This is a genomic window from Janibacter sp. Soil728 (genome assembly GCF_001428305.1).
Taxonomy (GTDB): Bacteria; Actinomycetota; Actinomycetes; order Actinomycetales; family Dermatophilaceae; genus Janibacter.
Genome location: NZ_LMRZ01000006.1, coordinates 159,539 through 182,338 on the forward strand (window position 1 = coordinate 159,539; position 22,800 = coordinate 182,338).

Here is a 22,800-nt window from a genome sequence, read left to right on the forward strand (position 1 = left end):
GACTCCTTGGCCATGTCAGTTCCTCCCCTGCGTGAGATCGACCTTGAATCCTCGGACGAACACCGCCGCGATGACGAGCACGCAGAGGAAGAGGATCACCGACAGTGCAGAGCCGAGCCCGATCTCTGTCCGGTCGATGGTCTGTCGATAGATGAGTCCCGACAGCGAGTTCGTCCCGTTGGCGCCTCCGGTCATGATGAAGATGTTGTCGAAGATCCGGAAGGCATCGAGGGTGCGGAAGAGCAGCGCCACCATGATGGCCGGCTTCATGTTGGGCAGGATCACCTTGTAGAGCACCTGGACCCAGGACGCTCCGTCGACCTTGGCGGCCTCCTCCATGGACGAGTCCACCTGGGCCAGCCCGGCCAGCAGGAGCAGCGACATGAAGGGGGTCGTCTTCCAGATCTCCGACAGGCAGATGACGAAGATCGAGGGCCAGAAGCTGCCGAACCAGTCGTAGTTGTCGCTGACGCCGGGGATCCAGTTGGTCCAGCGGTTCACGAAGCCGGTGTCGGTCTGGTACATGAAGAGCCAGGTGAAACCGGAGACGACGGTGATGATCGAGTAGGGGATGAGCACCACCGTGCGCAGGGTGCGCCGCGGCAGGACGATCCGGTGCATCACCAGGGCGATGATGAAGCCGAGGACGAGCTCGACGACCACGGTGATGATCGTGATGATCACCGTCGCCCACATCGCGCTCCAGAAGACGGAGTCGCTGAAGGAGACGATGTAGTTGTTGAGCCCCACGAACTCCTTGTTGGCGGGGTCGGTGAGCCGGTAGTTGAAGAAGCTGTTCCACACCGCCTGCAGGATCGGGTAGGCGGTGACGAGGAGCATGACGACGAAGGCCGGCATCGCCAGCTTCCAGCCAAGGCGTTGCTCGGCCTTGGCCCGGTCGGACAGGCGGGGCTTGCCCCCCTTCGTCGTGGGGGTCTTCGGGGAGTCGGTCACGGTACTCACAACAACGCATCTCCCTTCAGCACGTCCTGGAGCAGATTGGTCGTCTGCTCCGGCGTCGTCGACGGGTTGACCGCACCCGGCGGGCTGTACTCGCGCTGGATGCCGCTCGAGACGTCGCCGTAGTACTGGGTGAGCGGTCGCGGACCGCTGGCGTCGAGGGACTCACGGATGAGCGCCGCCATCGGGAAGTCCTTCTTGATCTCGGGGTCGTCGTAGACGGACGTGCGGGCGGCCGGGTTGCCGGTGCCGAGCATGTAGGCCTTCTGGCTCTCCTTGGAGGTCAGGCAGGACACGGCGTCCCAGGCCTTGTCCTGCTTCGTCGAGGAGGACGCGACCCCCATCTCGATACCGCCCAACGGCGGCTTGGACTCGGTGCCCGCCGTGGTCTGCGGGTAGCGGGTCCAGGCGAGGTCGCTCAGCCAGGGAACCTCGGCGCCCTTGAGCGCCGCGTAGACGTAGGGCCAGTTGACCATGAAGCCGGCCCGCTCGTTCTGGAACATGTCGAGCGTCGTCGTCTCGTCCGTCGAACCGAGGGCCGGGCCGCCGACTCCCTCGTCGGAGACGGACTGGATGATCGCCGCGGCCTTCTTGCCACCCTCGGACTCGAGACCGAACTTCAGGTCCTTGCCGTCGGCGCCCGGGTTCTCGACGATGTGGCCACCGCCGCCCTCGACGAGGGCGTTGATCCACACCATGTACCCCTCGTAGCGCGAGGCCTGCACGCCGATGTCGGTGTCGGTCTTCTTGGCCGCCTTGATGACCTGGTCCCAGCTGACCGGCTTGGTCATGTCGAGGCCGGCCTTCTTGGCGACGGACTTGCGGTACCAGAGGAGCTGCGTGTTGGCCCAGAAGGGGGCCGCGTACATCTCGCCCTTCCAGCTCGCGTTGGTCACCGCCGGCTCGACCGCGTCCTTGCTGAGCTCGGACTTCTTGTCGGCCGGCACCTTGGCGAGGAACCCGGCCTCGGCGAACTCCGCGACGAAGACCGGGTCGATCGACATGATGTCGACGCCCGTGTCCTTGGACGCCAGACGCCGCAGGAGCTGCTGGCGCTGGTCGCTCGCGCTGTTGGGCAGGAGCTGGACACCGATCGTGTACGCGCCACCGGAGGCGTCGGAGCACTCCTTGGCCAGCTGCGCCTGACCGCCGCCCGCAGGGTCGGAGCCACCACCGTCGGGGTTGATGTACCAGGTGAGCTGGGACGCGCTGTCGCCCGTGCCACCGTCACCGCAGGCCGCCAGACCGAGGCTGGCGGCAGTCGCCGCGGCCGCCAAGAAGGCGATCCGCCGTCGTCGTCGTGTCTCCACGTCGCTCCCTTCGTCCGAGGCCACGACGTGGACGGGGTCGCCGACGTCGCCTCCCACGGTCTGTCTACACCGCGAATGTGGCCTGCGCCACGTTTGCGCGGTGGCGAGTTCGTGTCGGGACCCGTTTGTGATCGACGGCGGGGGCCGGCGCTGCGTGACCGGCGGCTCACGGACGTCGACGAAGGGGGCCGACGGGCCGGGTCTACTGTGAAAGGACCCACCCCCCGAAAGGACCCTGATGCCCGCAACTCCCTCCGCCCCTGAGGACTTCGCCGATCTCCTGGCGGCCAACCAGACCTTCTCCGAGAGCTTCGCTCTCAGCGGCTTCGACGGGATCGCCCAGGCGGGCGTCGCCATCGTGACCTGCATGGACAGCCGCATCGACCCGCTCGGCATGCTCGGTCTCAAGCCCGGCGACGCCAAGATCTTCCGCAACCCGGGCGGCCGCATCACCACCGCCGCGCTCGAGGCCCTCATCCTCGGCGTCCACCTGCTCAAGGTCGAGCGCATCCTCGTCATCCCGCACACCCGCTGCGCGATGGGTAGCGCGACCGAGGACGAGTTCCGCGCCAAGGTCGGCGACTCCGCGGGCCAGGACGCCTCCTGGCAGGGCTTCCACGTCGTCAGCGACCAGCTCGACGCCCTGCGTCAGGACATCGCGGCCGTGCGCACGCACCCGCTCATCGCCGGCCGCGCCAAGGTCGGCGGCTTCGTCTACGACGTCGACACCGGCCTGCTCGACCAGAAGTTCTGAGCCGACCCCACCCCGGTGACGGGGGTCACACGACCCCTGTCACCATGGGCGGATGACTACAGTCACTGCCCCTGTCCCGTCCGACTCCATCGCCGAACCCTGGGCGACCGAGCAGACGATCACCTGCCGCGACGACCGCGTCGGACTGCGTGCCGTCATCGCGATCGACGACACGACTCTCGGCCCCGGATTCGGCGGGGTGCGCTTCCGCGCCTACCCGTCCACCGAGGCCGCCGCACGCGAGGCCCAGCGCCTGGCCGCTGCCATGACCCTCAAGCACGCGCTGGCCGAGCTGCCCTACGGCGGCGCCAAGTCCGTCGTCATGCTCGAGCGACCCGTCCCTGCTCCCGGCTCCCCCGAGCGGCGCGCACTCTTCGCCCGCTTCGGCGAGATGATCGCCCGGACCGCTGGCTACTACGTGCCCGGCGTCGACATGGGGACCCTGCTGGAGGACATGCAGACCATCCGCGACGACGGCGGAGCGCGGGCCTTCTGCGACGAGGTGAGCCCCTCCCCCTTCACCGCTCGCGGCGTCTACGCGGCCATGAAGGCAGCAGCGGTGCACCACCACGGCGAAGGGGGCCTGGCCGACCTCCACGTGGTCGTCCAGGGCGTCGGCAGCGTCGGCGCAGAGGTCGCTCGACTGGCCAGGGCCGACGGCGCGCGGCTGACCGTCGCGGACGTCGACTCGGCCCGCGCGCAGGAGCTCGCCGACGAGCTGGGCGGCGCGACGGTCGCCGCCGACGAGGCGCCCTTCCACGACGCCGACGTCTTCGCCCCGTGCGCCATCGCGCGCGTGGTCACCCGCGACAACATCGCCCGTGTCCCCGCCCGCATCATCGCCGGCGCGGCCAACGACACCCTCGACGAGCCCGGTTGCGCCGAGGCACTGCGCGAGGCCGGCATCACCTTCGTGCCCGACTTCGTCGCCAATGCCGGCGGCGTCATCCAGGTGCACGGCGGGGTCGTCGGCTGGAGCGACCAGGAGACCCTCGCGGCCGTCGACCGCATCGGCGAGCGCGTCACGGGCCTGCTCGTCACCGCGCAGGAGCAGGGCATCACCCCGCTCGCCGCCGCCCTGCAGCGGGCCTCCGCAGCCCTGGGTCGCGAGGTCTCCGCATGAGCGCCGAGGCTGCGGTGCGCCGCTACTACGAGCTCGTCGACGCCGGGGACGTCGACGGGGTCGTGGGGTGCTTCGCCGACGACGCGGTCTACCACCGCCCCGGGTACGAGCCGATGGCAGGACGGGCGGCCCTCACCGCCTTCTACGCCGGCGAGCGCGTGATCGCCGACGGCCAGCACGAGCTGGTCGAGATGGTCGCCGACGGGCACCGTGTCGCGGTGCACGGACGCTTCGTCGGCACGCACAAGGACGGCCGCGCCGTCCAGGTCGGCTTCGCCGACTTCTGGGTGCTCGACGAGCAGGACCGGGCGATCACCCGGCGCTCCTTCTTCGACACCCCGGCCGTGTGACCCGGGGCAGTCGAACATCACATCTCCTTGAGGTCGTACCGCAACAGGGCGCACGACCTCAAGGAGATGCGAAGGGGGGGCGACTCAGAGGGCGAGGCGCTCCTTGACGACGACGGAGAGGCGCTCGGCAGACTCCTGGGCGCGCTCGTGGGTGTCGGCCTCGACCATGACGCGCACGACCGGCTCGGTGCCCGACCTGCGCAGCAGGACCCGCCCCCGGTCACCCAGCGCGGTCGCGACCTCGGAGACGGCAGCCTGTACGCCCTCGTCGCCGTCGACGCGGTTCTTGTCGACGCCCTGGACGTTGATGAGGACCTGCGGCATGCGGGTCATGGCCGTGCCGAGGTCCGCGATCGTGCGACCGGTCTCGGCGACGCGAGCGGCGAGCATGAGGCCGGTGAGGACACCGTCGCCGGTCGTCGCGTGCTCGGAGAGGATGACGTGGCCGGACTGCTCGCCGCCGAGGCTGAAGCCGCCCCTGCGCATCTCCTCGAGGACATAGCGGTCACCCACGCCGGCCTGCACGACATGGATCCCCGCGGCCTCCATGGCACGCAGCAGGCCGAGGTTGCTCATGACCGTGGCGACGAGGGTGTTCTCCACGAGCTCACCGTGGTCCTTGAGCGCGACGGCCAGGATCGCCATGATCTGGTCCCCGTCGATCTCGTTGCCCTCGGCGTCGACCGCGAGGCACCGGTCGGCGTCGCCGTCGTGCGCGATGCCGAGGTCGGCGCCGTGGGTCACGACAGCCTCCTTGAGCGGGCCGAGGTGGGTCGAGCCGACCCCGTCGTTGATGTTGAGACCGTCGGGCCGGGCGCCGATGACGTGCACCGTGGCCCCGGCCAGGCGGAAGACCTCCGGAGAGACCTCGCTCGCGGCCCCGTGGGCGGCGTCGATGACCAGGGTCAGGCCCTCGAGCCGCGGCTCCACGGCGTCGAGGAGGTGACGCACATAGCGCGTGCCGGCGTCATCCATCAGCGTCACGCGACCGACGTCGACACCGGTCGGGCGCGTCGGTGCGTCGTCCATCGCGGCCTCGATGGTGTCCTCGACGGCGTCGGGCAGCTTGTGCCCACCACTGGCGAAGAACTTGATGCCGTTGTCCGGCATCGCGTTGTGCGACGCGGAGAGCATCACACCGAAGTCGGCGTGCACCTCTGAGGTGAGGAAGGCGACGGCCGGGGTCGGCACGACGCCGGCGTCGAGCACGTCGATGCCGCTGCTCGCCAGACCGGCGACGACCGCCGCCGACAGGAACTCGCCCGACGCCCTCGGGTCACGTCCGACGACGGCCACGGGGCGGCGGCCCTCGGTGCCCTCAGGATCGCGCAGGACACCGGCCGCGGCCTGGGCGAGGCGCAGCGCGAAGTCAGCAGTGATGGTCTCGCCGTTGGCGAGGCCACGGACACCGTCGGTGCCGAAGAGTCGGGACATGGATCATGCAACCTTCCGTTTGGGACCCGTCCGCATGTCGCATGTGGGACGGGCGCCAGTGACGATACCGGCTGGTTAGGCTGTGACACCGCAGGTAGGGGCGTCGAGAGGCCATCATGATCGAGTTCAGCCCGTCTGACGGGCCCACCTTGGGTGTCGAGTGGGAGATCGCCCTCGTCGACCGGCAGACCCTCGACCTCGTCCCGCTCGCCGAGAGCGTCGTCGAGCCGCTCACGGCGGACGAGAGCCTGGCGCCCAAGGTCCACCGGGAGCTGCTGACCAACACCGTCGAGATCGTCACCGGCATCTGCCACGACGTGCCCGAGGTCGTCGCCGACCTGTCGGAGAGCCTCTCGCGGTTGAGGGGGATCACCGACGGTCTCGGTCTGGAGCTGATGAGCGCCGGCACCCACCCCTTCGCCCGGTGGGAGTCGCAGCAGGTCAGCGAGGGCGAGCGCTACGCCACCCTCATCGACCGCACCCGCTGGTGGGGCCGGCAGATGGTCATCTACGGGGTGCACACGCACATCGGTGTCACCCACCGCGACAAGATCCTGCCGCTGCTCTCCGGCATGCTCACCTACGCGCCGCACCTGCAGGCCCTCTCCGCGTCCTCGCCCTGGTGGGGAGGCGTGCCGACGGACTACGCCAGCAACCGGGCGCAGATGTTCCAGCAGCTGCCGACGGCCGGGCTGCCCTTCCAGTTCGACACCTGGGCGCAGTACGAGCGCTATGTCGACGACCTGCTCGTCACCGGCGTCATCGACGAGCTCAAGGAGGTGCGGTGGGACCTGCGCCCTGCTCCCCACCTGGGCACCCTCGAGGTCCGGGTCTGCGACGGGGTGCCGACGCTCCACGAGATCGGGGCGCTCACCGCGCTCACCCAGTGCTTGCTCGTGCACCTCGACGACCGCCTGACCGACGGTGGCACGATCCCGACGCTCCCCCCGTGGCACGTGCAGGAGAACAAGTGGCGCGCCGCCCGCTACGGCATGGACGCGATCATCATCCTCGACGGCCGCAACCGCGAACGCCTCGTCACCGACGAGCTGCACGACCTGCTCGAACGCCTCGCGCCCATCGCCCGTCGACTCGGCTGCAGCGACGAGCTGGCTGCCGTCGCGGACATCATCTCGGCGGGCGCGAGCTATCAGCGTCAGGAGGCCGTGGCCGCAGCGCACGGTGGCGACCTGGTCGAGGTGACCCGCTCGCTCGTCGCCGAGATGCGCGCCGGGCGCCCCCTCCCCCGAGCCTGACCCCTCTCCCGCGCCTGACCCCTCCGGGGTGGAGGTGAACCCGCGGACGATTGCTCAGCGAGCCCCCTTCCACCCGGGAGGGCGCAGCGTCCGGACATGACGAAGGGCGGTACCCACCGTGAGGTGAGCACCGCCCTTCGTGTTCTCGAGACGCTTGCTGCGCAAGCTCCGCCCACGCGAACGTGGGACCCAGACCAGCGTGTGGCTGAGATCAGCGCTTGCTGTACTGCGGCGCCTTGCGGGCCTTCTTGAGACCAGCCTTCTTGCGCTCCGGGACGCGGGCGTCACGGGTGAGGAAGCCGGCCTTCTTCAGCGTGGCGCGGTTCAGCTCCTCGTCGACTCCGTTGAGCGAACGAGCCACGCCGAGGCGCACTGCGCCGGCCTGACCGGAGGGGCCACCGCCGTGGACGCGCACGAGCACGTCGTAGGCACCGTCGAGCTCGAGCACGGTGAAGGGCTCGTTGACGATCTGCTGGTGGACCTTGTTCGGGAAGTACTCCTCGAGCGTGCGGCCGTTGACCTTCCACTCGCCGGTGCCCGGGACGATCCGGACGCGGGCGATGGCCTGCTTGCGGCGGCCGGTGGCTGCGCCGGGGGCGGAGGCCGAGGGGCGACGCACGGGCTCGTCGGTGGAGTCGGCGACGGGGCCGTCGGACTCGGAGGTGTAGGAGCTCAGCTCGGGCTCGTCGCCCTCGAGGACCTCAGTGTTGTCGGTGGTGTCAGCCACGATATTGCCTCAGTTTCTTCTCGCCGCGCTTACTGCGCGACCTGCGAGATCGTGTAGGGGGTGGGCTGCTGAGCTGCGTGCGGGTGCTCGGTGCCGACGTAGACCTTCAGCTTGCTCAGCTGCTGGCGACCGAGGGTGTTGCGCGGGAGCATGCCCTGGATGGCCTTCTCGACCGCGCGGGTCGGGTGCTTGGCCAGCATCTCGGTGTAGTTCATCGAGGACAGACCGCCCGGGAAGCCCGAGTGACGGTAAGAGAGCTTCTTGGTGGCCTTGGAGCCGGTGAGCGCAATCTTGTCCGCGTTGATGATGATGACGAAGTCACCCATGTCCACGTGGGGGGCGAAGGTCGTCTTGTGCTTGCCGCGCAGCAGGATGGCGGTCTGGCTCGCAAGGCGGCCGAGCACGACGTCCGTGGCGTCGATGATGTGCCACTGACGGGTGATGTCACCGCCCTTGGGGGTGTACGTACGCATGTGTGAAGCCTTACTGCTCGTCGTGATGACTGACCCCTTCGGGAGCGAAGAGGTGGCGCCGCTCGTCCTCGTGGACGGGGCGCCGCTGGGATCCATTCTACGGAAGACCGCAGAGGTCACAGAAATCGGCCAAGAGCCCCCACAACCGTTGACAATCCGGGGATCAGCGGCGGCCCGGCCACGCCCTCCCATCGGCAGTCGTGGCGATTGCACAATACTTGTGCAATCGTGGGCGGGTGACCGAGACCCCCCAGACGGCGACCTGGCGGCTGCTGGCCCACCCCCTTCGCTCCCGCATCCTGGCCCACCTGCGCCTGCACGGGGGCTCGACCGCCGCGGAGCTCGCCCGCGCGTTGGGCACCAACACCGGCGCCACGAGCTACCACGCGCGCGTCCTCGCGCAGGCGGGACTGGTCGAGGACACCGGCCTGGGTGACGGGCGCTCACGCGTGTGGGCCGCGGCCCAGGCGGACGAGCGGGACGGCGTGGACACCTCGGTCGCCGTCAGCGCCATCGACGACGCCGACGAGCTCGCCGACGCGCTCTGGCTGGCCCATGACGTGGTCGACCACCACGCGCAGCGCCAGCACAGCTGGATCGATGCCCAGGTCGCCTGGCCGCTGGTGTGGCAGGAGGAGTGCGGGATCGACGACCGCGAGGTGCTCGTCGACGAGACGCAGCTGGCGGCCCTGCGCACGGAGCTGGGCGCGGTGCTCGACCGGTACCGGCGACGCGGGGCGGGCACACCCGGAGCACGGCGCGTGACCGCGGTCGTGGCGCTCACCCCCCTTCCTCGGCGGTCGTAGGTCCTCACCACGGACCTAGGCTGTGCCCGTGAGCTCTTCCGACAGGCGCCCCGAGCGCCACTGGATCCTGGGGATCATCGCCCGGGTCCTCATCGCCTTCGCCCTCCTGGCCCTCATCACGCACACGCTCGTGCGCCCCTTCGTCATCCCGTCGGGGTCGATGGAGCCCACGCTGATGACCGGCGACCGGGTCTTCGCCAAGATCGTCGGCGTCGACGGCGACCAGCTCCGGCGCGGCGACATCGTCGTCTTCGGGCATGGAGCCACGTGGGCCGACGCGACGCTCGACGAGCCCGACCCCGTCGCCGATGCCCTGCGCCACGTGGGCGACGTGCTCGGCACCGGCCCCAGCCACCGCTCGCACACGGTCAAGCGGGTCATCGGGCTACCCGGCGAGAAGGTCTCGTGCTGCGACACCCGGGGTCGTCTGCTCGTGGACGGCAAGCCGCTGGACGAGCCCTATGTCAAGAACAACCTGCCCATGGCGACCGGCTCCGAGTGCGACAGCAGCACGCCGAGCGCCCGTTGCTTCGACGAGATCACCGTGCCTGCCGGTTCCTACCTCGTCCTGGGCGACAACCGCGCCAACAGCGCCGACTCGGTGGCCGGGTGCCGTGGTGCGGCCGGACCGACCTGCGAACCCCGCTTCGTCCGCTTCGACCAGGTGGTCGGGACGCTCGGCTGGCGCTGGTGGCCGCTCCCGCCCGGCAGCGCCGAGCGGAGCTGATCACTCCTCGCGACGAGCGCGGGCCTCCACCGCCCGGGCGGCCAACGCCTCGGCCTGCGGATAGGTCACCTCCACGAGGCAGAGCCCGTGGGCCGGCATGACCTTGACCCGGGGATCCCGCGAGCGTGCGGTGAGGACCTCGCGCGGGAAGTCGGCCCCCTGCCGCCCCTCCCCCACGGGCACGAGCGCCCCGATGAGCGCGCGGACCATCGAGTGGCAGAAGGCGTCCGCCAGGACCGTCGCCTCGAGCAGCCCGTCGTCGCGGCGGCGCCAGTCGTAGCGCAGCAGCGTGCGCGTGGTGCTCGCCCCCTCCCGCTTCTTGCAGAAGGCGGCGAAGTTGCGCAGCCCGAGCAGCTGCTCGGCGGCAGCATCCATCGCCTCGACGTCCAGGGGCGTGCGCAGGGTGACGACCTCACGGCGACGAAGCGGGTCCAGACGCTCCGGGTCGTCACTGATCAGGTAGCGATAGCGCCGGCTGAGCGCGGAGAAGCGCGCGTCGAAGCCGTCGGGCGCCTCGGCGAGTCGGTGCAGGAGCACGTCGGGCGGCAGCACGCCGCGCAGTCGGGTGAGCAGGGCCTGCACCGGCGTCCGGTCGGAGCGCCCCCTCGCCGCGGCGAGGTCCTCGGGCTCGAGGTCGACGTGGACGACCTGGCCCATCGCGTGCACCCCGGCGTCGGTGCGGCCGGCCACGGTCAGCCTGGCGGGCTCGTCCAGCCGCAGGACGGTCGCGACCGCCGCACTCAGCTCGCCCTCGACGGTCCGCAGGCCGTTCGGCTGCATCGCCCACCCGTGGAAGTCGGTTCCGTCGTAGGCGAGATCGAGGCGCAGCCGCATGCCGGCCAGCGTAGGCGACGCGTCATCAGCCGCGCCCTGACGGCTCTCCTCGTGCTCGGCATGACCCGCTCGCCCGGCACTTCCCTCAGCCATCCGCATGACGAAGGGCGCCGCCCCCGTTGGGGAGCGGCGCCCTTCGGCGGTGCAGTGACTCAGGCGTCGTCGCCCGGCTCCTGCTGCTTGGCCTCGCCACCGGCCGGCTCGAAGCCGGCAGCCTTGGCAGCGTCAGCGGTCTGGAACCAGACCTCGGCGACGGTCTGGTCGAACCACTGCGAACCAGCGACGTGGTACTTGTTCGAGTCGAGGTTGCCCTTGACCGTGTAGTCCTCGCTCGGCGCGGCGCCGTCCTCGAGAGGAGCGACACCACCCTCGGGCAGGTCGGCGACCGCGGCCGGAGCAGCGGTCTCGGTCTCGGTGGTCTCGGTCTCGGTGGTCTCGGCGGCAGCCGCGGCCTCCTCGTCCTTGGCGGAACGCTTGGCAGCGGCCTCCGCCTCGGCGACGACGGCGCGCTTGGGCTTGGCGTTGACCGGCTCACGCACGAGCTCGATGACGCACATGGGGGCGTTGTCGCCCTTGCGCGGCGCGATCTTCGTGATCCGGGTGTAACCGCCCTGACGGTCGGCCACGTCGGGCGCGATCTCGACGAAGAGACGGTGGACGACACCCTTGTCGAGGATGGTCGTCATGACCTTGCGACGAGCGTGCAGGTCACCCCGCTTGGCGAAGGTGATCAGGCGCTCGGCCAGCGGACGCAGACGCTTGGCCTTGGCCTGCGTCGTCGTGATCTGGTCGTGCTCGAAGAGCGCGGTGGCCAGGTTCGCGAGGATGAGGCGCTCGTGAGCCGGGCCGCCACCGATACGGGGTCCCTTGGTGGGGGTGGGCATGGTGTTCTCCTTGGAAGTTCTGACCTCACCGCGTCAGCGGTCAGGTCGTGAAGCGGTGGGTCAGAGCTGCTCGTCCTCGGCGAACGAGGCATCCTCGTCGCCGGACTCGTCGTAGTCGTCCTCGCCGTAGCCGGGGATGGCCGTCGGGTCGAACCCGGGGGGGCTGTCCTTCAGGGCCAGGTCCATCTCGTGCAGCTTGGCCTTGACCTCGTCGATCGACTTCGCACCGAAGTTGCGGATGTCGAGCAGGTCCGCCTCGCTGCGACCGACGAGCTCACCCACGGTGTGGATGCCCTCGCGCTTGAGGCAGTTGTAGGAACGGACCGTGAGGTCGAGGTCCTCGATCGGCAGCGCCAGGTCGGCCGCGATGGCGGCGTCGGTCGGCGACGGGCCCATGTCGATGCCCTCGGCCTCGACATTGAGCTCACGGGCCAGGCCGAAGAGCTCGACGAGCGTCTTGCCGGCCGAGGCCAGCGCGTCGCGGGGGGGCATCGAGTTCTTGGTCTCGACGTCGACGACGAGGCGGTCGAAGTCGGTGCGCTGCTCGACACGGGTGGCCTCGACCTTGTAGGTCACGGCCAGCACGGGCGAGTAGATGGAGTCGACCGGGATGCGGCCGATCTCCTGGTCACCGGACTTGTTCTGCTGGGCGGAGACGTAGCCACGGCCACGCTCGACCGTCAGCTCCATCTCGATGGAGCCCTTGTCGTTGAGGGTCGCGATGTGCAGGTCCGGGTTGTGGACCTCGACACCGGCCGGGGGGTTGATGTCAGCAGCGGTGACCGGGCCGGCGCCCGACTTGCGCAGGTACATCACGACCGGCTCGTCGTTCTCGCTGGAGACGACGAGGGACTTGATGTTGAGGATGATCTCGGTGACGTCCTCCTTGACCCCGGGGACCGTGGAGAACTCGTGGAGCACCCCGTCGATCCGGATCGAGGTGAGCGAGGCGCCCGGGATGCTCGAGAGCAGGGTGCGACGCAGGGAGTTGCCGATGGTGTAACCGAAGCCAGGCTCGAGGGGCTCGATGACGAACCGCGAACGGTTGTCGGCGAGGACCTCTTCGCTGAGGTTGGGACGCTGTGCGATGAGCACGGTGATTCTTCCTTCCCACGGGCGACCGCTATATGACGCCTCGTGAAGGTGTCGGGGTGTGACCCCGACGGTGGCTCCCGCATCGGTCCGCGGGAGCCACCCTGGTGAAGAACTGGATCAGTTCTTGGAGTAGAGCTCGACGATCAGCTGCATGCTGAGCGGGCTGTCGATCTGCTCCTTGGTCGGCAGCTGGTGCACGAGGACCTTCAGGCTGCCCGGGATGACGTGCAGCCAGGCCGGGACGACGCGGTCACCGAAGGACTCGCGAGCGACCTGGATCGGGAAGGCCTCGACCGACTGCTTGCGCACGGTGATGATGTCGTACTGCGAGACGCGGGCGCTGGGCACGTCGATGCGCACGCCGTTGAGCTCGAAGTGACCGTGCGTGACGAGCTGACGAGCCTGACGACGCGTGCGGGCGAGCCCGGCACGGTAGATCACGTTGTCGAGGCGCGACTCAAGGATGATCAGCAGGTTGTGACCGGTCTGGCCGGGGCGGTTGGCCGCCTCCTTGTAGTACCGGACGAACTGCTTCTCCATGACGCCGTAGGTGAAGCGGGCCTTCTGCTTCTCCTGCAGCTGGGTGAGGTACTCCTTCTCCTGGATCCGCCGACGGCCGTGCTGGCCGGGCGGGAAGGGACGGAGCTCGAAGTTCTTGTCGCCGCCGACGAGGTCGAGCTTGAGGCGGCGGGACTTCTTGGTGATGGGGCCGGTGTAACGAGCCATGTGTTATCTGTCTCCCGTATCTCTGCTGCTCAGACGCGACGGCGCTTGGGCGGGCGGACACCGTTGTGCGGGCTGGGCGTGACGTCCTGGATGGCGCCGACCTCGAGGCCAGCGGCGGTCAGGGAACGGATGGCGGTCTCGCGACCGGAACCCGGGCCCTTGACGAAGACGTCGACCTTCTTCATGCCGTGCTCCATGGCGCGGCGGGCCGCAGCCTCGGCAGCCATCTGCGCGGCGTACGGGGTGGACTTGCGCGAACCCTTGAAGCCGACCTGGCCGGCGGAGGCCCAGGCGATGACGGCCCCGGTGGGGTCGGTGATCGAGATGATCGTGTTGTTGAACGTGCTCTTGATGTGGGCCTGGCCCACAGCAACATTCTTCTTGACCTTGCGGCGCACCTTGGCGCCGGTGCGGGTCTTGGGGGGCATGTTTCTCCTACGAAGTGCTTCGGTGTGTGGTGATCACTGCGCGTGATGCGACACGCGTGCGATGCCGAGGTGTCTCAGGCCTTCTTCTTGCCTGCGACGGTGCGCTTGGGGCCCTTGCGGGTCCGTGCGTTGGTCTTGGTGCGCTGACCGCGAACCGGGAGACCACGGCGGTGCCGCAGGCCCTCGTAGGTGCCGATCTCGACCTTGCGGCGGATGTCGGCAGCGACCTCGCGGCGGAGGTCACCCTCGAGCTGGACATTGGCCTCGAGGTGGTCGCGAAGGGCGACGAGCTGCTCGTCGCTCAGGTCCTTCACGCGAACACTCGCGTCGATGTCGGTGGCTGCGAGAGCCTTCTGTGCGGTCGTGCGTCCCACACCGAAGATGTAGGTCAGGGCGACCTCGACGCGCTTCTCGCGCGGCAGGTCGACTCCAACAAGTCGTGCCATGTGCTGGCTTCCTCTTCATGTACTCGGAGGTCTGGTGCACCACCGGTCCGACGGGTGTTCCCGCTCATGTGAACGGGCCGCTCGGTCCCCGGCCTCCGAGCCGGGGGTGACGTCCTGCTCCCCGAAGGGGGCAAGGGCCGGGTGGTGCGTACTTCGTCTGCTGGCGTTGCTCGAGGATCTGGGCGACAAAACCCGGTCCCCGCCGTACGTGGCCGTGATGGCCCGCGAATCAGCCCTGGCGCTGCTTGTGGCGCAGGTTTTCGCAGATCACCATGACCCGACCGTTACGGCGGATCACCTTGCACTTGTCGCAGATCTTCTTGACGCTCGGCTGAACCTTCATTGCCGTCTCGCATCTTCTCGATCTGTCCCGCCACCCGGATGTGGGCGACGAGTCGTGCTGTGAGTGCTTCTCTCGTCGGTCGCCGACCTGCGACGACCTCCTCGATCAGCGGTAACGGAAGACGATCCGGCCGCGGGTCAGGTCGTACGGGCTGAGCTCCACGACAACCTTGTCCTCGGGGAGGATCCGGATGTAGTGCTGCCGCATCTTGCCCGAGATGTGGGCGAGAACCCTGTGACCGTTGGTCAGCTCAACCCGGAACATTGCGTTCGGGAGCGCTTCGACGATCGTGCCCTCGACCTCGATGACACCGTCCTTCTTGGCCATACCCTCTCAATCCGTTGGTGGTCGCCTCCTGGATGGAAGCCACCGTGGGCGGCACGCGAAGTCGCCTCCCCGGAAACCGGGAAGGCAGCACACACGTGACCGACGATCAACGATACCGCTCCGGCCCGCTCGGAGGGAAATCGCCCCCGGCTCGTAGGCTCGCCCCATGACCGGCCTGAGGATCGCACTCGTCGGAGCTCCAGACCTCTCGGACGTCCACCACGCCCGACGAGCCCTCGCCGCTCTGGCCCCCGACGCACACATCATCGAGCTGCCCCATGGCGCGGTGCCCACCGCCGACCTCGACGGGGTCTGGATCCTGCGAGCCCCTGCCGGCCACCCGGGCTCCGTGCACGACCCGACGATCTCCTGGGCCCTCCACCACGGCCTTCCGGTGGTCGGGCCGCTCGCCGATGACGAAGGGGGTGCCCGCCCGGCCCGCGACTTCCTCACCGCAGCGGGGACGACGTGGTCGAGCGACCGCCCGGCCGGCACCGCCGGCGACACGACGATCCGGTCCGGGGGCTCCCCCTTCGCCGTCCTGTCGGTGCTGCCGCTGGCGGCCGAGGCCGGCATCCACCCCGCGGCCGTCGGTTTCGTCGAGGCGGCGCGTCACCACGCGGGCAGGCGTCACACCCCGGCCATCGCGACGGGTGGCACCCTCGCCCCCTTCGCCGACGACCTGCCGCGCAGCTACGTCCACCAGATGCGCACCGCCCGGTATCGCTGGTGGCGGCCGGTGCTGGCGCTGGTGGCGGGGATCGGCACCTTCGTCACCCTCATGCTCATGCTCAGCCTCCTGTGGTTCGTGCTGGACCCGTCGACGTTGGAGTCGACCTCGACGGCCGACATCGACCCCGCCGAGCCGGTGACGATGCTCATCAGCAACCTCATGCTCGCCGCGCTCATCCCCGCCACTCTCGTGGCCACCCGGATCGGGCACTGGCGACCGATGGGCAAGGTCTGGTCGGTGGCGGGCCGCATCCGCTGGGGCTGGCTCACTCGGGCGAGCCTCGTGACCACCCTGCTGTGGGGCACCTATCTCGCCCTGGCGTGGGTGCTGTCAGGTGAGCAGCCGACCGCCCGTCCTGATCACTGGGGCTGGCTGCTCCTCATCACCGTGCTCACCACTCCCCTGCAGGCCGCGGGCGAAGAGGTCGCCTTCCGCGGCGGGATCATGCAGGGCGTCGGCGCGTGGATCTCGCGGCCGGTCCTCGCGCTCGTCGTGAGCACCGTGCTGTCGGCAGCCACCTTCGCCCTGGCGCACACCTCGCTCGACCCGTGGGTGCTGCTCGACCTCGCCGGCATGGCCGCCGCCTGCTGCTACCTCACCTGGCGCACCGGCGGGCTCGAGGCAGCGATCGTCCTGCACATCGTCAACAACATGGTCATCACCATCGGGCTGACGCTCCTCGGTGGGATCCAGGACGCCTATGTCACCGACCAGACGACGAGCACGGTGGGCACGGCCGGACTGAGCGTCCTCGCGACCGCGATCATGACGGCGGTCCTGCTGTGGCTGGCGCGGCGCTCGGGCATCGCACCCAGGGCCTTCGGGGCCCCGGCGCTCTCCGCCGAGGCGCCCGCGGCGCAGCGGTGAGGGACGCGTGTGGTCAAGACGACCGCACCCCCCTATGATCCGAGCAACCGGTACCGAGGTCTGACTGCAGACGCTCCGCCACTCGAGCCCGGACCCCCGTCAGCCGGCGTGGCCAAGCCCGCCCTGCACCCTCGGAGCCCACCGTGCGTCGCACCCTCAGCGCCCTCTGCCTGTCCACCGCCCTCGGCCTCGCCACGGCACTGCCCACGCACGCCGCCGGTGCGCCCGTCACCCCCACGGCCCCCACCGTCGTCGACCAGTGCGGTCTCGGTCAGGACCGGGTGACCATCCCCGACATCACCGGCGTGCAGTACCTCGTCGAGATCGAGGGCACCGTCGTGCAGCTGACCGCCGGCGACTACGCCGGCGTCGCCTTCCTCCCCTGGGACGAGATCGCCGACGAGGAGGCCCCCCTCGACGAGGAGAGCGACCTGACCCTGCCCGATGCGCGGGCGACGATCACCGCCGAGGCCCTCGACGGGTACGAGCTCGCCGGCGACGCCGTCACGAGCTTCGACATCACCCTCTCCTCCGCGCCGTGCGCATCCGATCACTCGCCCGTCACCGCGACGACCTCGTGCGGGCAGATCACCTTCGCCAACCCCGCGGGCAACCCGGAGGCGCTCGTCTACTGGGGCGACGAGGAGTCCGACGAGCCGGAGGAGCTGCGCGTGCCCGCCGGCAGCCAGCGCACGGTCGACGCGGCAGCGGGCAGCATCGCGTGGTTCGCGATGGACGCCGCGATCGCCGACGACGAGGACGAGGCCGCGTGGGCCACCCGTGGAGCCACGACGCCGGACGCCGTCGCGACCGAGCAGGACCGTGAGGACCTCATCGCCACGGCCGAGCTCTTCGACCTCATCCTGGCCCCGGGCCTGGGCGACGGCTTCGTCGAGGTGGCTGCCTGCACCGTCCCCGAGCCCGAGGGCACGACGCCCCCCGCTCCCGCCCCCGCACCGACGACGACTCCCGTGATCCCTGCGGTCGTGCAGACGGACGGCCCCGCCCAGCACTCCCCCGTCGGCCCACTGGCCCTGGGCGGGCTCGCTGCACTCGCCGGGTTCCTCGTGCTGCGTCCGCGTCGACAGGACTGACTGACCGGCTGAGCGACTGACCAGAGCGCCCGGTCAGTCGCTCAGCTGCTCGCTCAGGTCGACGGAGAAGGCCTGGATGATCCGGGCCGCGCCGTCGACGGCGCTGACCTCGCCAGCGCGGACGCCGGGGGTCAGTCCGCCGAGCAGCTCGCGCACGCGCGGCGAGCGGCGCACGGCGTCGCGCAGCTCGGAGTCGACCATCGCCCACATCCACTCACGCTGCTGCTCGGCCCGGCGGCCGTGCAGCGAGCCCTGCTCCTCGAGCCAGGCGCGGTGCTCGAGGACCGCGGTCCACACGTCGTCCAGACCATCGCCCGTGTAGGCGCTGCAGGTGAGGACCGGTGGTCGGCGGGCATCGGGGTCGGAGTTCATCAGGCGCATGGCCCCGGAGAGCTCTCGGGCCGCGACCCGGGCATCACCCGCGTGCTCGCCGTCGGCCTTGTTGACCGCGATGACGTCGGCCATCTCGAGGATGCCGCGCTTGATCCCCTGCAGCTGGTCGCCACCTCGGGCGAGGGCGAGCAGCAGGAAGGTGTCGACCATCTCGGCGACGGCGACCTCGGACTGACCGACACCGACCGTCTCGACGAGCACGACGTCGTGGCCCGCAGCCTCCAGGACGAGCATGCCCTCACGGGTCGCGCGAGCGACCCCTCCGAGGTGCGCGCCCGACGGCGAGGGACGCACGAAGGCGTCCTCGCTGGCCGTCAGCTGCGCCATGCGGGTGCGATCCCCCAGGACCGACCCGCCGGTGCGCGAGCTGCTCGGGTCGACGGCGACGACGGCCACCCGGTGACCGCGCTCGATCAGCCGCGTGCCGAGCGCGTCGATGAAGGTCGACTTGCCGGCCCCCGGGATGCCCGAGATGCCGACCCGCAGTCCGTGACCCGTGTCAGGGGCGATGATCGCCAGCAGCTCGCGAGCCCGCTCCCGGTGGTCCGGGCGCGAGGACTCGACGAGCGTGATCGCTCGGGCGATGTGTGCCCGCGAGCGATCACGGATCCCCTGCGCGAGGTCGGCGACCGACTCAGCCATCGGAGCCGGCAGCCCGCTCCCGCAAGCGGTCGACGAGACGACCGGCCGCCGTGGCGATGACGGTGCCCGGCGGGTAGATGTCGTCGGCACCCGCGGCGCGCAGCTCCTCGAAGTCCTGGTCGGGGATGACCCCGCCCACGACGATCATGAGGTCCTCGCGCCCGAGGGCATCGAGCTCGGCGCGCAGCGCCGGCACCAGGGTCAGGTGTCCAGCGGCCAACGACGACACCCCGACGACGTGCACATCGCCCTCGACGGCCTGCCGAGCGACCTCGCCGGGGGTCTGGAAGAGCGGACCCACGTCGACATCGAAGCCGAGGTCGGCGAAGGCGGTCGAGATGACCTTCTGCCCACGGTCGTGCCCGTCCTGACCCATCTTGGCCACGAGGATGCGGGGGCGACGCCCTTCGGTCTGCTCGAAGTCCTCGACCTTGGCCAGGACCTCGTCCACGGCCCCGCCCTTGCCTGCCTCTTCCCGGTACACACCTGAGATCGTACGGATCTGTGCGGTGTAGCGGCCGTAGACCTCCTCGAGTGCCGAGGAGATCTCCCCGACCGTCGCCTTGGCCCGGCCGGCATCGATCGCGAGCGCGAGGAGGTTGGTCTCCATGGAGCCACCCTCGGCCCGGGCCGCCTCGGTGAGGGCTGCGAGGGCCGCGCGGACCTCCCCTTCGTCCCGCTCGGAACGCAGCCGCTCGAGCTGGGCGATCTGCGAGGCGCGGACCGCGGCGTTGTCGACCTTGAGGATCTCGATGGCCTCGTCGACCGTGCTCTCGGTGACCGGGTAGGTGTTGACGCCGATGACGGGCTGCTGCCCGGAGTCGATGCGCGCCTGGGTGCGGGCGGCGGCCTCCTCGATGCGCATCTTGGGGATGCCCGCCTCGATGGCCTTGGCCATGCCGCCGGCCTTCTCGACCTCTTCGATGTGGGCCCAGGCCCGCTGCGCGAGGTCGTGGGTCAGCCGCTCGACATAGGCGCTGCCGCCCCACGGGTCGATGACGCGCGTCGTGCCGGACTCCTGCTGCAGCACCAGCTGGGTGTTGCGGGCGATGCGGGCGGAGAAGTCGGTCGGCAGCGCGATGGCCTCGTCGAGGGCATTGGTGTGCAGGCTCTGCGTGTGGCCCTGGGTCGAGGCCATCGCCTCGATGCAGGTGCGCGAGACGTTGTTGTAGACGTCCTGCGCGGTCAGCGACCAGCCAGAGGTCTGCGAGTGGGTGCGCAGGGAGAGCGACTTGGGGTTCTCCGGCTCGAAGTTCTCCTTGACGAGCCGGGCCCACAGCAGGCGCGCTGCGCGGAGCTTGGCGACCTCCATGTAGAAGTTCATCCCGATGGCCCAGAAGAAGGACAGTCGCGGCGCGAAGGAGTCGACGTCCATGCCGGCCTCCTTGCCCGCCCGGATGTACTCGATGCCGTCGGCGAGCGTGTACGCGAGCTCGAGGTCCTGCGTCGCCCCGGCCTCCTGCATGTGATAGCCGGAGATCGAGATGGAGTTGAAGCGCGGCATCTTCTGGCTGGTGAAGGCGAAGATGTCGGAGATGATCCGCATCGACGGGGTCGGCGGGTAGATGTAGGTGTTGCGGACCATGAACTCCTTGAGGATGTCGTTCTGGATGGTTCCGCTCAGCTGCTCCGGGCTCACCCCCTGCTCCTCGGCCGCGACGACGTAGAGGGCGAGGATCGGCAGTACGGCGCCGTTCATGGTCATGGACACGCTCATCCGGTCCAGCGGGATGCCGCCGAAGAGCGTGCGCATGTCGTAGATCGAGTCGATGGCGACACCGGCCATGCCGACGTCACCGGAGACGCGCGGGTGGTCGCTGTCGTAGCCGCGGTGCGTCGCCAGGTCGAAGGCGACCGAGAGACCCTTCTGCCCGGCCGTGAGGTTGCGCCGGTAGAAGGCGTTGGACTCCTCAGCGGTGGAGAAGCCCGCGTACTGCCGGATCGTCCACGGCTGGTTGACGTACATGGTCGGGTACGGACCACGCAGGAAGGGAGCCGCCCCGGGCGCCGTCTCGAGGAAGTCCAGGTCGTCGGTGTCGGCCTCGGTGTAGACCGGTGCGACCTCGATGCCCTCGGGCGTCTGCCAGCCGTCGCCGGCGCCGGGGGTGCCCTCGAGGGCCTCCTGCCAGAGGTTGGCCCCGTCGGCGGAGGGCGCGCCCTCGCCGAGGTCGACCGTGTCGAAGGTGGGGATCTGCGTGCTCATGCCTGGGCTCCTGCCTTGTGAGCGACGGGGGGTGCGAGGAGATCGAGGAGGTCGTCGAGGAAGGCGACGACGTCCATGCCCTCGCGTGCCTCCCCGTCGACAGCGGTGTCGCCGAGCTCCTTGCCGGAGCCAGCGACGATGATCCGCTCCACGCCCGCAGCACGAAGGGAGGAGACGCTCGCCTCGGCGAGGGCCTGGTACCCCTTCGGGGAGGAGGCGATGATCGCGACCGGGCCGCTCTGCGTGGGGATCGAGTCGGCATCAGTGGCCTCGACGACGTCGGGCCGGACACCGGCGACACCGAGGAGGTTGCTGACGAAGCTCAGCCGAGCGGTGTGCTCACGGGCCGCGCCGAGTGCCAGGACGGGGACGCTGATGTCCCCATGGGCGGTCCGCTCGCGCAGCGCCTCGAAGACCTCGGAGTCACGACGGCGCGGCAGGCCCTCGCCGGGAAGCTCGACGCGGGCGGTGCGCTCCAGCAGCGTCTCCCCCGCGAGCGGGAAGGTCGAGGTGCCGGTGATGGGCTGGGCGCGAGTGGCCAGGGCTGCGTCACGCTCGGCGCGGGTCGCGGCCAGGCGCTCGGCGATCACACCGGAGGCCAACCCCGCGCTCGCGCCGCCGGCAGCGTCGAGCTCGCCGAACCAGGTCCAGGCGGCACGCGCCAGCTGGTCGGTCAGGGACTCGACATAGGCCGACCCGCCGGCCGGGTCAGCGACCCGGGCGATGTTGGACTCGGAGGCAAGCAGCGACTGGGTGTTGCGGGCGACCCTGCGGGAGAACGCGGTCGGCAGTCCCAGTGCGTGGTCGTAGGGCAGCACGGTGATCGCGTCGGCACCGCCGGCGGCCGCGCCGAAGCAGGCGATCGTGTCGCGCAGCAGGTTGACCCACGGGTCGGTGCGGGTCTGCATGCGCGAGGACGTCACGGCGTGGATCCACGCGCCGCGATCGGCCTCGGGCGCGTCGAGGACCTCACCGATCCGGGCCCAGGTGCGGCGCAGCGCGCGCAGCTTGGCGATCGTGGCGAACTGGTCCGCCGTGGCGGCGACGCGGAAGTCGATGCGGCGGAAGGACTCGGCCGGCTCGACGCCCGCCTCGGACAGGTGACGGACGTACTCCAGAGCGGTGGCCAGGGCCAGTGCGATCTCGTCCTGGTCGCTCGCCCCGGCATCGTGGTGCACGCGCGAGTCGACGGTGATGGCCCGCACGCCGGTGAAGCGGTCGCGACACGTGGCGACGGCATCCGCGAGAGTGGTGAGGTCGGGCGAGCCGCCACGAGCGGCGACCTGACCGATGGGGTCGTGGCCGAGGCTGCCGCGGACGACTGCGGGGTCGACCCCCTTCGCCTCCCAGGCCGCGACGAGTGCTGCGGCGGCTGCGGGCTGGTCGTCGACGGAGCTGACGACGACCGGGGCCAGGTCGACCTGGACGTCGGTGAGGACACCGGCGACGTCGGTTGCGGCGATGCCGTCGGCGCCGACGTGCAGCCAGACCGAGCTGACGCCCCGCTCGAGGTCGTCGAGGACCGCCTTGCGGCTCACTGCGGCATCCGGGTCGTCGTGCAGCTGGCGCAGGTCCCAGGGCAGGTCCGGGTTGCGCGGGCCGCGGCCACGGGTGAAGGGCATCGCGCCCGGCAGGCCGAGCGCTGCCCCCGGCTGCGGCCAGTAGATCGGGTCGATGTCGACGCCCCCGGGCAGGTGGCTGGTCAGGGCCTCACGAGCTCCCTCAGCGTCGACCTTGCGGTCATCGGGCCGGGACTTGTTGACCACACCAGCGGCCAGCTGCGCCCACTCGTCGGGGCTCGTCCGCGGGAAACCCGCAGCCAGTCCCATGGTCTCGTGCTCGACAGGGGGAAGGGTCATCCTCGT

General features: G+C 70.1%; 24 protein-coding genes. 8 read left to right on the forward strand and 16 right to left on the reverse strand.

Going from position 1 to position 22,800, the window contains the following annotated elements; translation table 11 throughout:
• Positions 1 to 15: 15 nt before the first annotated feature.
• Entirely contained in the window at positions 16 to 963 is a 948-nt protein-coding gene (locus tag ASG73_RS14000) for a carbohydrate ABC transporter permease (RefSeq protein WP_055996497.1), read from the reverse strand.
• Positions 960 to 2,327, reverse strand: a complete 1,368-nt coding sequence (locus tag ASG73_RS14005; protein ID WP_327077495.1) for an extracellular solute-binding protein — start codon at positions 2,325 to 2,327, stop codon at positions 960 to 962. The genes ASG73_RS14000 and ASG73_RS14005 overlap by 4 nt, the downstream gene beginning before the upstream one ends.
• 181 nt (positions 2,328 to 2,508) lie before the next feature.
• On the opposite strand from ASG73_RS14005, the gene ASG73_RS14010 reads away from it, so the two are divergent.
• Genes ASG73_RS14010 through ASG73_RS14020 form a run of 3 tightly spaced genes read left to right on the forward strand, consistent with a single transcriptional unit; the run spans position 2,509 to position 4,497 of the window.
• Positions 2,509 to 3,024 carry a beta-class carbonic anhydrase gene (locus ASG73_RS14010; RefSeq protein ID WP_055996501.1) on the forward strand — a complete coding sequence of 172 codons (516 nt, stop codon included), beginning with the start codon at positions 2,509 to 2,511 and terminating at the stop codon, positions 3,022 to 3,024.
• 52 nt (positions 3,025 to 3,076) lie between these two features.
• Complete coding sequence (locus ASG73_RS14015) at positions 3,077 to 4,147, forward strand: Glu/Leu/Phe/Val dehydrogenase dimerization domain-containing protein (RefSeq protein WP_055996504.1); 1,071 nt, start codon at positions 3,077 to 3,079, stop codon at positions 4,145 to 4,147.
• Positions 4,144 to 4,497, forward strand: coding sequence for a nuclear transport factor 2 family protein (locus ASG73_RS14020; RefSeq protein ID WP_055996507.1), 354 nt, complete (start codon positions 4,144 to 4,146; stop codon positions 4,495 to 4,497). Before ASG73_RS14015 ends, ASG73_RS14020 begins: the two co-directional genes overlap by 4 nt.
• Positions 4,498 to 4,581: 84 nt before the next feature.
• Here ASG73_RS14020 and glmM read toward each other — a convergent pair whose 3' ends face one another.
• Positions 4,582 to 5,931 carry a phosphoglucosamine mutase gene (glmM, locus tag ASG73_RS14025; protein WP_055996510.1) on the reverse strand — a complete coding sequence of 450 codons (1,350 nt, stop codon included), beginning with the start codon at positions 5,929 to 5,931 and terminating at the stop codon, positions 4,582 to 4,584.
• A 116-nt stretch (positions 5,932 to 6,047) separates the two neighbouring features.
• Between glmM and ASG73_RS14030 the strand changes: the two genes are divergently transcribed.
• Positions 6,048 to 7,187 (forward strand): glutamate--cysteine ligase, encoded by a 1,140-nt coding sequence (locus ASG73_RS14030; protein WP_156466307.1) that lies wholly within the window; start codon positions 6,048 to 6,050, stop codon positions 7,185 to 7,187.
• Positions 7,188 to 7,398: 211 nt separating this feature from the next.
• Here the strand turns inward: ASG73_RS14030 and rpsI are convergent, their stop codons facing one another.
• Together rpsI and rplM are read right to left on the reverse strand one after the other, a co-directional pair.
• On the reverse strand, positions 7,399 to 7,914 hold the full coding sequence (gene rpsI, locus ASG73_RS14035; RefSeq protein WP_055996516.1) for a 30S ribosomal protein S9: 516 nt from the start codon (positions 7,912 to 7,914) through the stop codon (positions 7,399 to 7,401).
• Positions 7,915 to 7,943: 29 nt separating this feature from the next.
• Positions 7,944 to 8,387 (reverse strand): 50S ribosomal protein L13, encoded by a 444-nt coding sequence (rplM, locus tag ASG73_RS14040; RefSeq protein WP_055996519.1) that lies wholly within the window; start codon positions 8,385 to 8,387, stop codon positions 7,944 to 7,946.
• Between the two features lie 236 nt (positions 8,388 to 8,623).
• Between rplM and ASG73_RS14045 the strand changes: the two genes are divergently transcribed.
• Entirely contained in the window at positions 8,624 to 9,193 is a 570-nt protein-coding gene (locus ASG73_RS14045; protein WP_055996522.1) for an ArsR/SmtB family transcription factor, read from the forward strand.
• A 28-nt stretch (positions 9,194 to 9,221) separates the two neighbouring features.
• A complete protein-coding gene (lepB, locus tag ASG73_RS14050; RefSeq protein WP_082567322.1) occupies positions 9,222 to 9,920 on the forward strand; it encodes a signal peptidase I in 699 nt (232 codons plus the stop codon).
• Here lepB and truA read toward each other — a convergent pair whose 3' ends face one another.
• The 8 genes from truA to infA all read right to left on the reverse strand — a co-directional run bounded on the left by truA (position 9,921) and on the right by infA (position 15,003).
• Entirely contained in the window at positions 9,921 to 10,754 is an 834-nt protein-coding gene (gene truA, locus ASG73_RS14055) for a tRNA pseudouridine(38-40) synthase TruA (RefSeq protein WP_055996525.1), read from the reverse strand. It abuts the gene before it with no gap.
• 152 nt (positions 10,755 to 10,906) lie between these two features.
• Positions 10,907 to 11,638 carry a 50S ribosomal protein L17, sunset domain variant gene (rplQ, locus tag ASG73_RS14060; protein ID WP_055996528.1) on the reverse strand — a complete coding sequence of 244 codons (732 nt, stop codon included), beginning with the start codon at positions 11,636 to 11,638 and terminating at the stop codon, positions 10,907 to 10,909.
• A 60-nt stretch (positions 11,639 to 11,698) separates the two neighbouring features.
• Positions 11,699 to 12,733: a DNA-directed RNA polymerase subunit alpha gene (locus ASG73_RS14065; protein ID WP_055996531.1), complete on the reverse strand. Its 1,035-nt coding sequence runs from the start codon at positions 12,731 to 12,733 to the stop codon at positions 11,699 to 11,701.
• Positions 12,734 to 12,850: 117 nt separating this feature from the next.
• Positions 12,851 to 13,459, reverse strand: coding sequence for a 30S ribosomal protein S4 (gene rpsD / locus ASG73_RS14070; RefSeq protein ID WP_055996534.1), 609 nt, complete (start codon positions 13,457 to 13,459; stop codon positions 12,851 to 12,853).
• A 29-nt stretch (positions 13,460 to 13,488) separates the two neighbouring features.
• A complete protein-coding gene (gene rpsK / locus ASG73_RS14075; protein WP_055996537.1) occupies positions 13,489 to 13,887 on the reverse strand; it encodes a 30S ribosomal protein S11 in 399 nt (132 codons plus the stop codon).
• Between the two features lie 74 nt (positions 13,888 to 13,961).
• Positions 13,962 to 14,333: a 30S ribosomal protein S13 gene (rpsM, locus tag ASG73_RS14080; protein ID WP_055996539.1), complete on the reverse strand. Its 372-nt coding sequence runs from the start codon at positions 14,331 to 14,333 to the stop codon at positions 13,962 to 13,964.
• Between the two features lie 229 nt (positions 14,334 to 14,562).
• Complete coding sequence (rpmJ, locus tag ASG73_RS14085) at positions 14,563 to 14,676, reverse strand: 50S ribosomal protein L36 (RefSeq protein ID WP_006592630.1); 114 nt, start codon at positions 14,674 to 14,676, stop codon at positions 14,563 to 14,565.
• Positions 14,677 to 14,781: 105 nt separating this feature from the next.
• The gene (gene infA, locus ASG73_RS14090) at positions 14,782 to 15,003 is read right to left on the reverse strand and encodes a translation initiation factor IF-1 (protein ID WP_055996541.1); all 222 of its coding nucleotides are present in this window, start codon (positions 15,001 to 15,003) and stop codon (positions 14,782 to 14,784) included.
• Between the two features lie 166 nt (positions 15,004 to 15,169).
• On the opposite strand from infA, the gene ASG73_RS14095 reads away from it, so the two are divergent.
• Together ASG73_RS14095 and ASG73_RS14100 are read left to right on the forward strand one after the other, a co-directional pair.
• Entirely contained in the window at positions 15,170 to 16,603 is a 1,434-nt protein-coding gene (locus tag ASG73_RS14095) for a CPBP family intramembrane glutamic endopeptidase (RefSeq protein WP_055996543.1), read from the forward strand.
• 143 nt (positions 16,604 to 16,746) lie between these two features.
• Complete coding sequence (locus ASG73_RS14100; RefSeq protein WP_055996546.1) at positions 16,747 to 17,697, forward strand: hypothetical protein; 951 nt, start codon at positions 16,747 to 16,749, stop codon at positions 17,695 to 17,697.
• A gap of 33 nt (positions 17,698 to 17,730) precedes the next feature.
• On the opposite strand, the gene meaB is transcribed toward ASG73_RS14100, so the two are convergent.
• The 3 genes from meaB to ASG73_RS14115 are packed head-to-tail and all read right to left on the reverse strand — an operon-like array spanning position 17,731 to position 22,794.
• On the reverse strand, positions 17,731 to 18,732 hold the full coding sequence (meaB, locus tag ASG73_RS14105; protein ID WP_055996549.1) for a methylmalonyl Co-A mutase-associated GTPase MeaB: 1,002 nt from the start codon (positions 18,730 to 18,732) through the stop codon (positions 17,731 to 17,733).
• Complete coding sequence (gene scpA, locus ASG73_RS14110; protein ID WP_055996552.1) at positions 18,725 to 20,935, reverse strand: methylmalonyl-CoA mutase; 2,211 nt, start codon at positions 20,933 to 20,935, stop codon at positions 18,725 to 18,727. The genes meaB and scpA overlap by 8 nt, the downstream gene beginning before the upstream one ends.
• Positions 20,932 to 22,794, reverse strand: coding sequence for a methylmalonyl-CoA mutase subunit beta (locus ASG73_RS14115; RefSeq protein ID WP_235499466.1), 1,863 nt, complete (start codon positions 22,792 to 22,794; stop codon positions 20,932 to 20,934). The genes scpA and ASG73_RS14115 overlap by 4 nt, the downstream gene beginning before the upstream one ends.
• Between the last annotated feature and the right edge of the window lie 6 nt (positions 22,795 to 22,800).

What these genes read in the sequence shown, in the direction of transcription:
- ASG73_RS14010 (WP_055996501.1), top strand. Translation starts at nt 2,509, where the DNA reads ATGCCCGCAACTCCCTCCGCCCCTGAGGACTTCGCCGATCTCCTGGCG.
- ASG73_RS14015 (WP_055996504.1), top strand. Translation starts at nt 3,077, where the DNA reads ATGACTACAGTCACTGCCCCTGTCCCGTCCGACTCCATCGCCGAACCC.
- ASG73_RS14020 (WP_055996507.1), top strand. Translation starts at nt 4,144, where the DNA reads ATGAGCGCCGAGGCTGCGGTGCGCCGCTACTACGAGCTCGTCGACGCC.
- glmM (WP_055996510.1), bottom strand. Translation starts at nt 5,931, where the DNA reads ATGTCCCGACTCTTCGGCACCGACGGTGTCCGTGGCCTCGCCAACGGC.
- ASG73_RS14030 (WP_156466307.1), top strand. Translation starts at nt 6,048, where the DNA reads ATGATCGAGTTCAGCCCGTCTGACGGGCCCACCTTGGGTGTCGAGTGG.
- rplM (WP_055996519.1), bottom strand. Translation starts at nt 8,387, where the DNA reads ATGCGTACGTACACCCCCAAGGGCGGTGACATCACCCGTCAGTGGCAC.
- truA (WP_055996525.1), bottom strand. Translation starts at nt 10,754, where the DNA reads ATGCGGCTGCGCCTCGATCTCGCCTACGACGGAACCGACTTCCACGGG.
- rplQ (WP_055996528.1), bottom strand. Translation starts at nt 11,638, where the DNA reads ATGCCCACCCCCACCAAGGGACCCCGTATCGGTGGCGGCCCGGCTCAC.
- rpsD (WP_055996534.1), bottom strand. Translation starts at nt 13,459, where the DNA reads ATGGCTCGTTACACCGGCCCCATCACCAAGAAGTCCCGCCGCCTCAAG.
- rpsK (WP_055996537.1), bottom strand. Translation starts at nt 13,887, where the DNA reads ATGCCCCCCAAGACCCGCACCGGCGCCAAGGTGCGCCGCAAGGTCAAG.
- rpsM (WP_055996539.1), bottom strand. Translation starts at nt 14,333, where the DNA reads ATGGCACGACTTGTTGGAGTCGACCTGCCGCGCGAGAAGCGCGTCGAG.
- rpmJ (WP_006592630.1), bottom strand. Translation starts at nt 14,676, where the DNA reads ATGAAGGTTCAGCCGAGCGTCAAGAAGATCTGCGACAAGTGCAAGGTG.
- infA (WP_055996541.1), bottom strand. Translation starts at nt 15,003, where the DNA reads ATGGCCAAGAAGGACGGTGTCATCGAGGTCGAGGGCACGATCGTCGAA.
- ASG73_RS14095 (WP_055996543.1), top strand. Translation starts at nt 15,170, where the DNA reads ATGACCGGCCTGAGGATCGCACTCGTCGGAGCTCCAGACCTCTCGGAC.
- meaB (WP_055996549.1), bottom strand. Translation starts at nt 18,732, where the DNA reads ATGGCTGAGTCGGTCGCCGACCTCGCGCAGGGGATCCGTGATCGCTCG.
- scpA (WP_055996552.1), bottom strand. Translation starts at nt 20,935, where the DNA reads ATGAGCACGCAGATCCCCACCTTCGACACGGTCGACCTCGGCGAGGGC.
- ASG73_RS14115 (WP_235499466.1), bottom strand. Translation starts at nt 22,794, where the DNA reads ATGACCCTTCCCCCTGTCGAGCACGAGACCATGGGACTGGCTGCGGGT.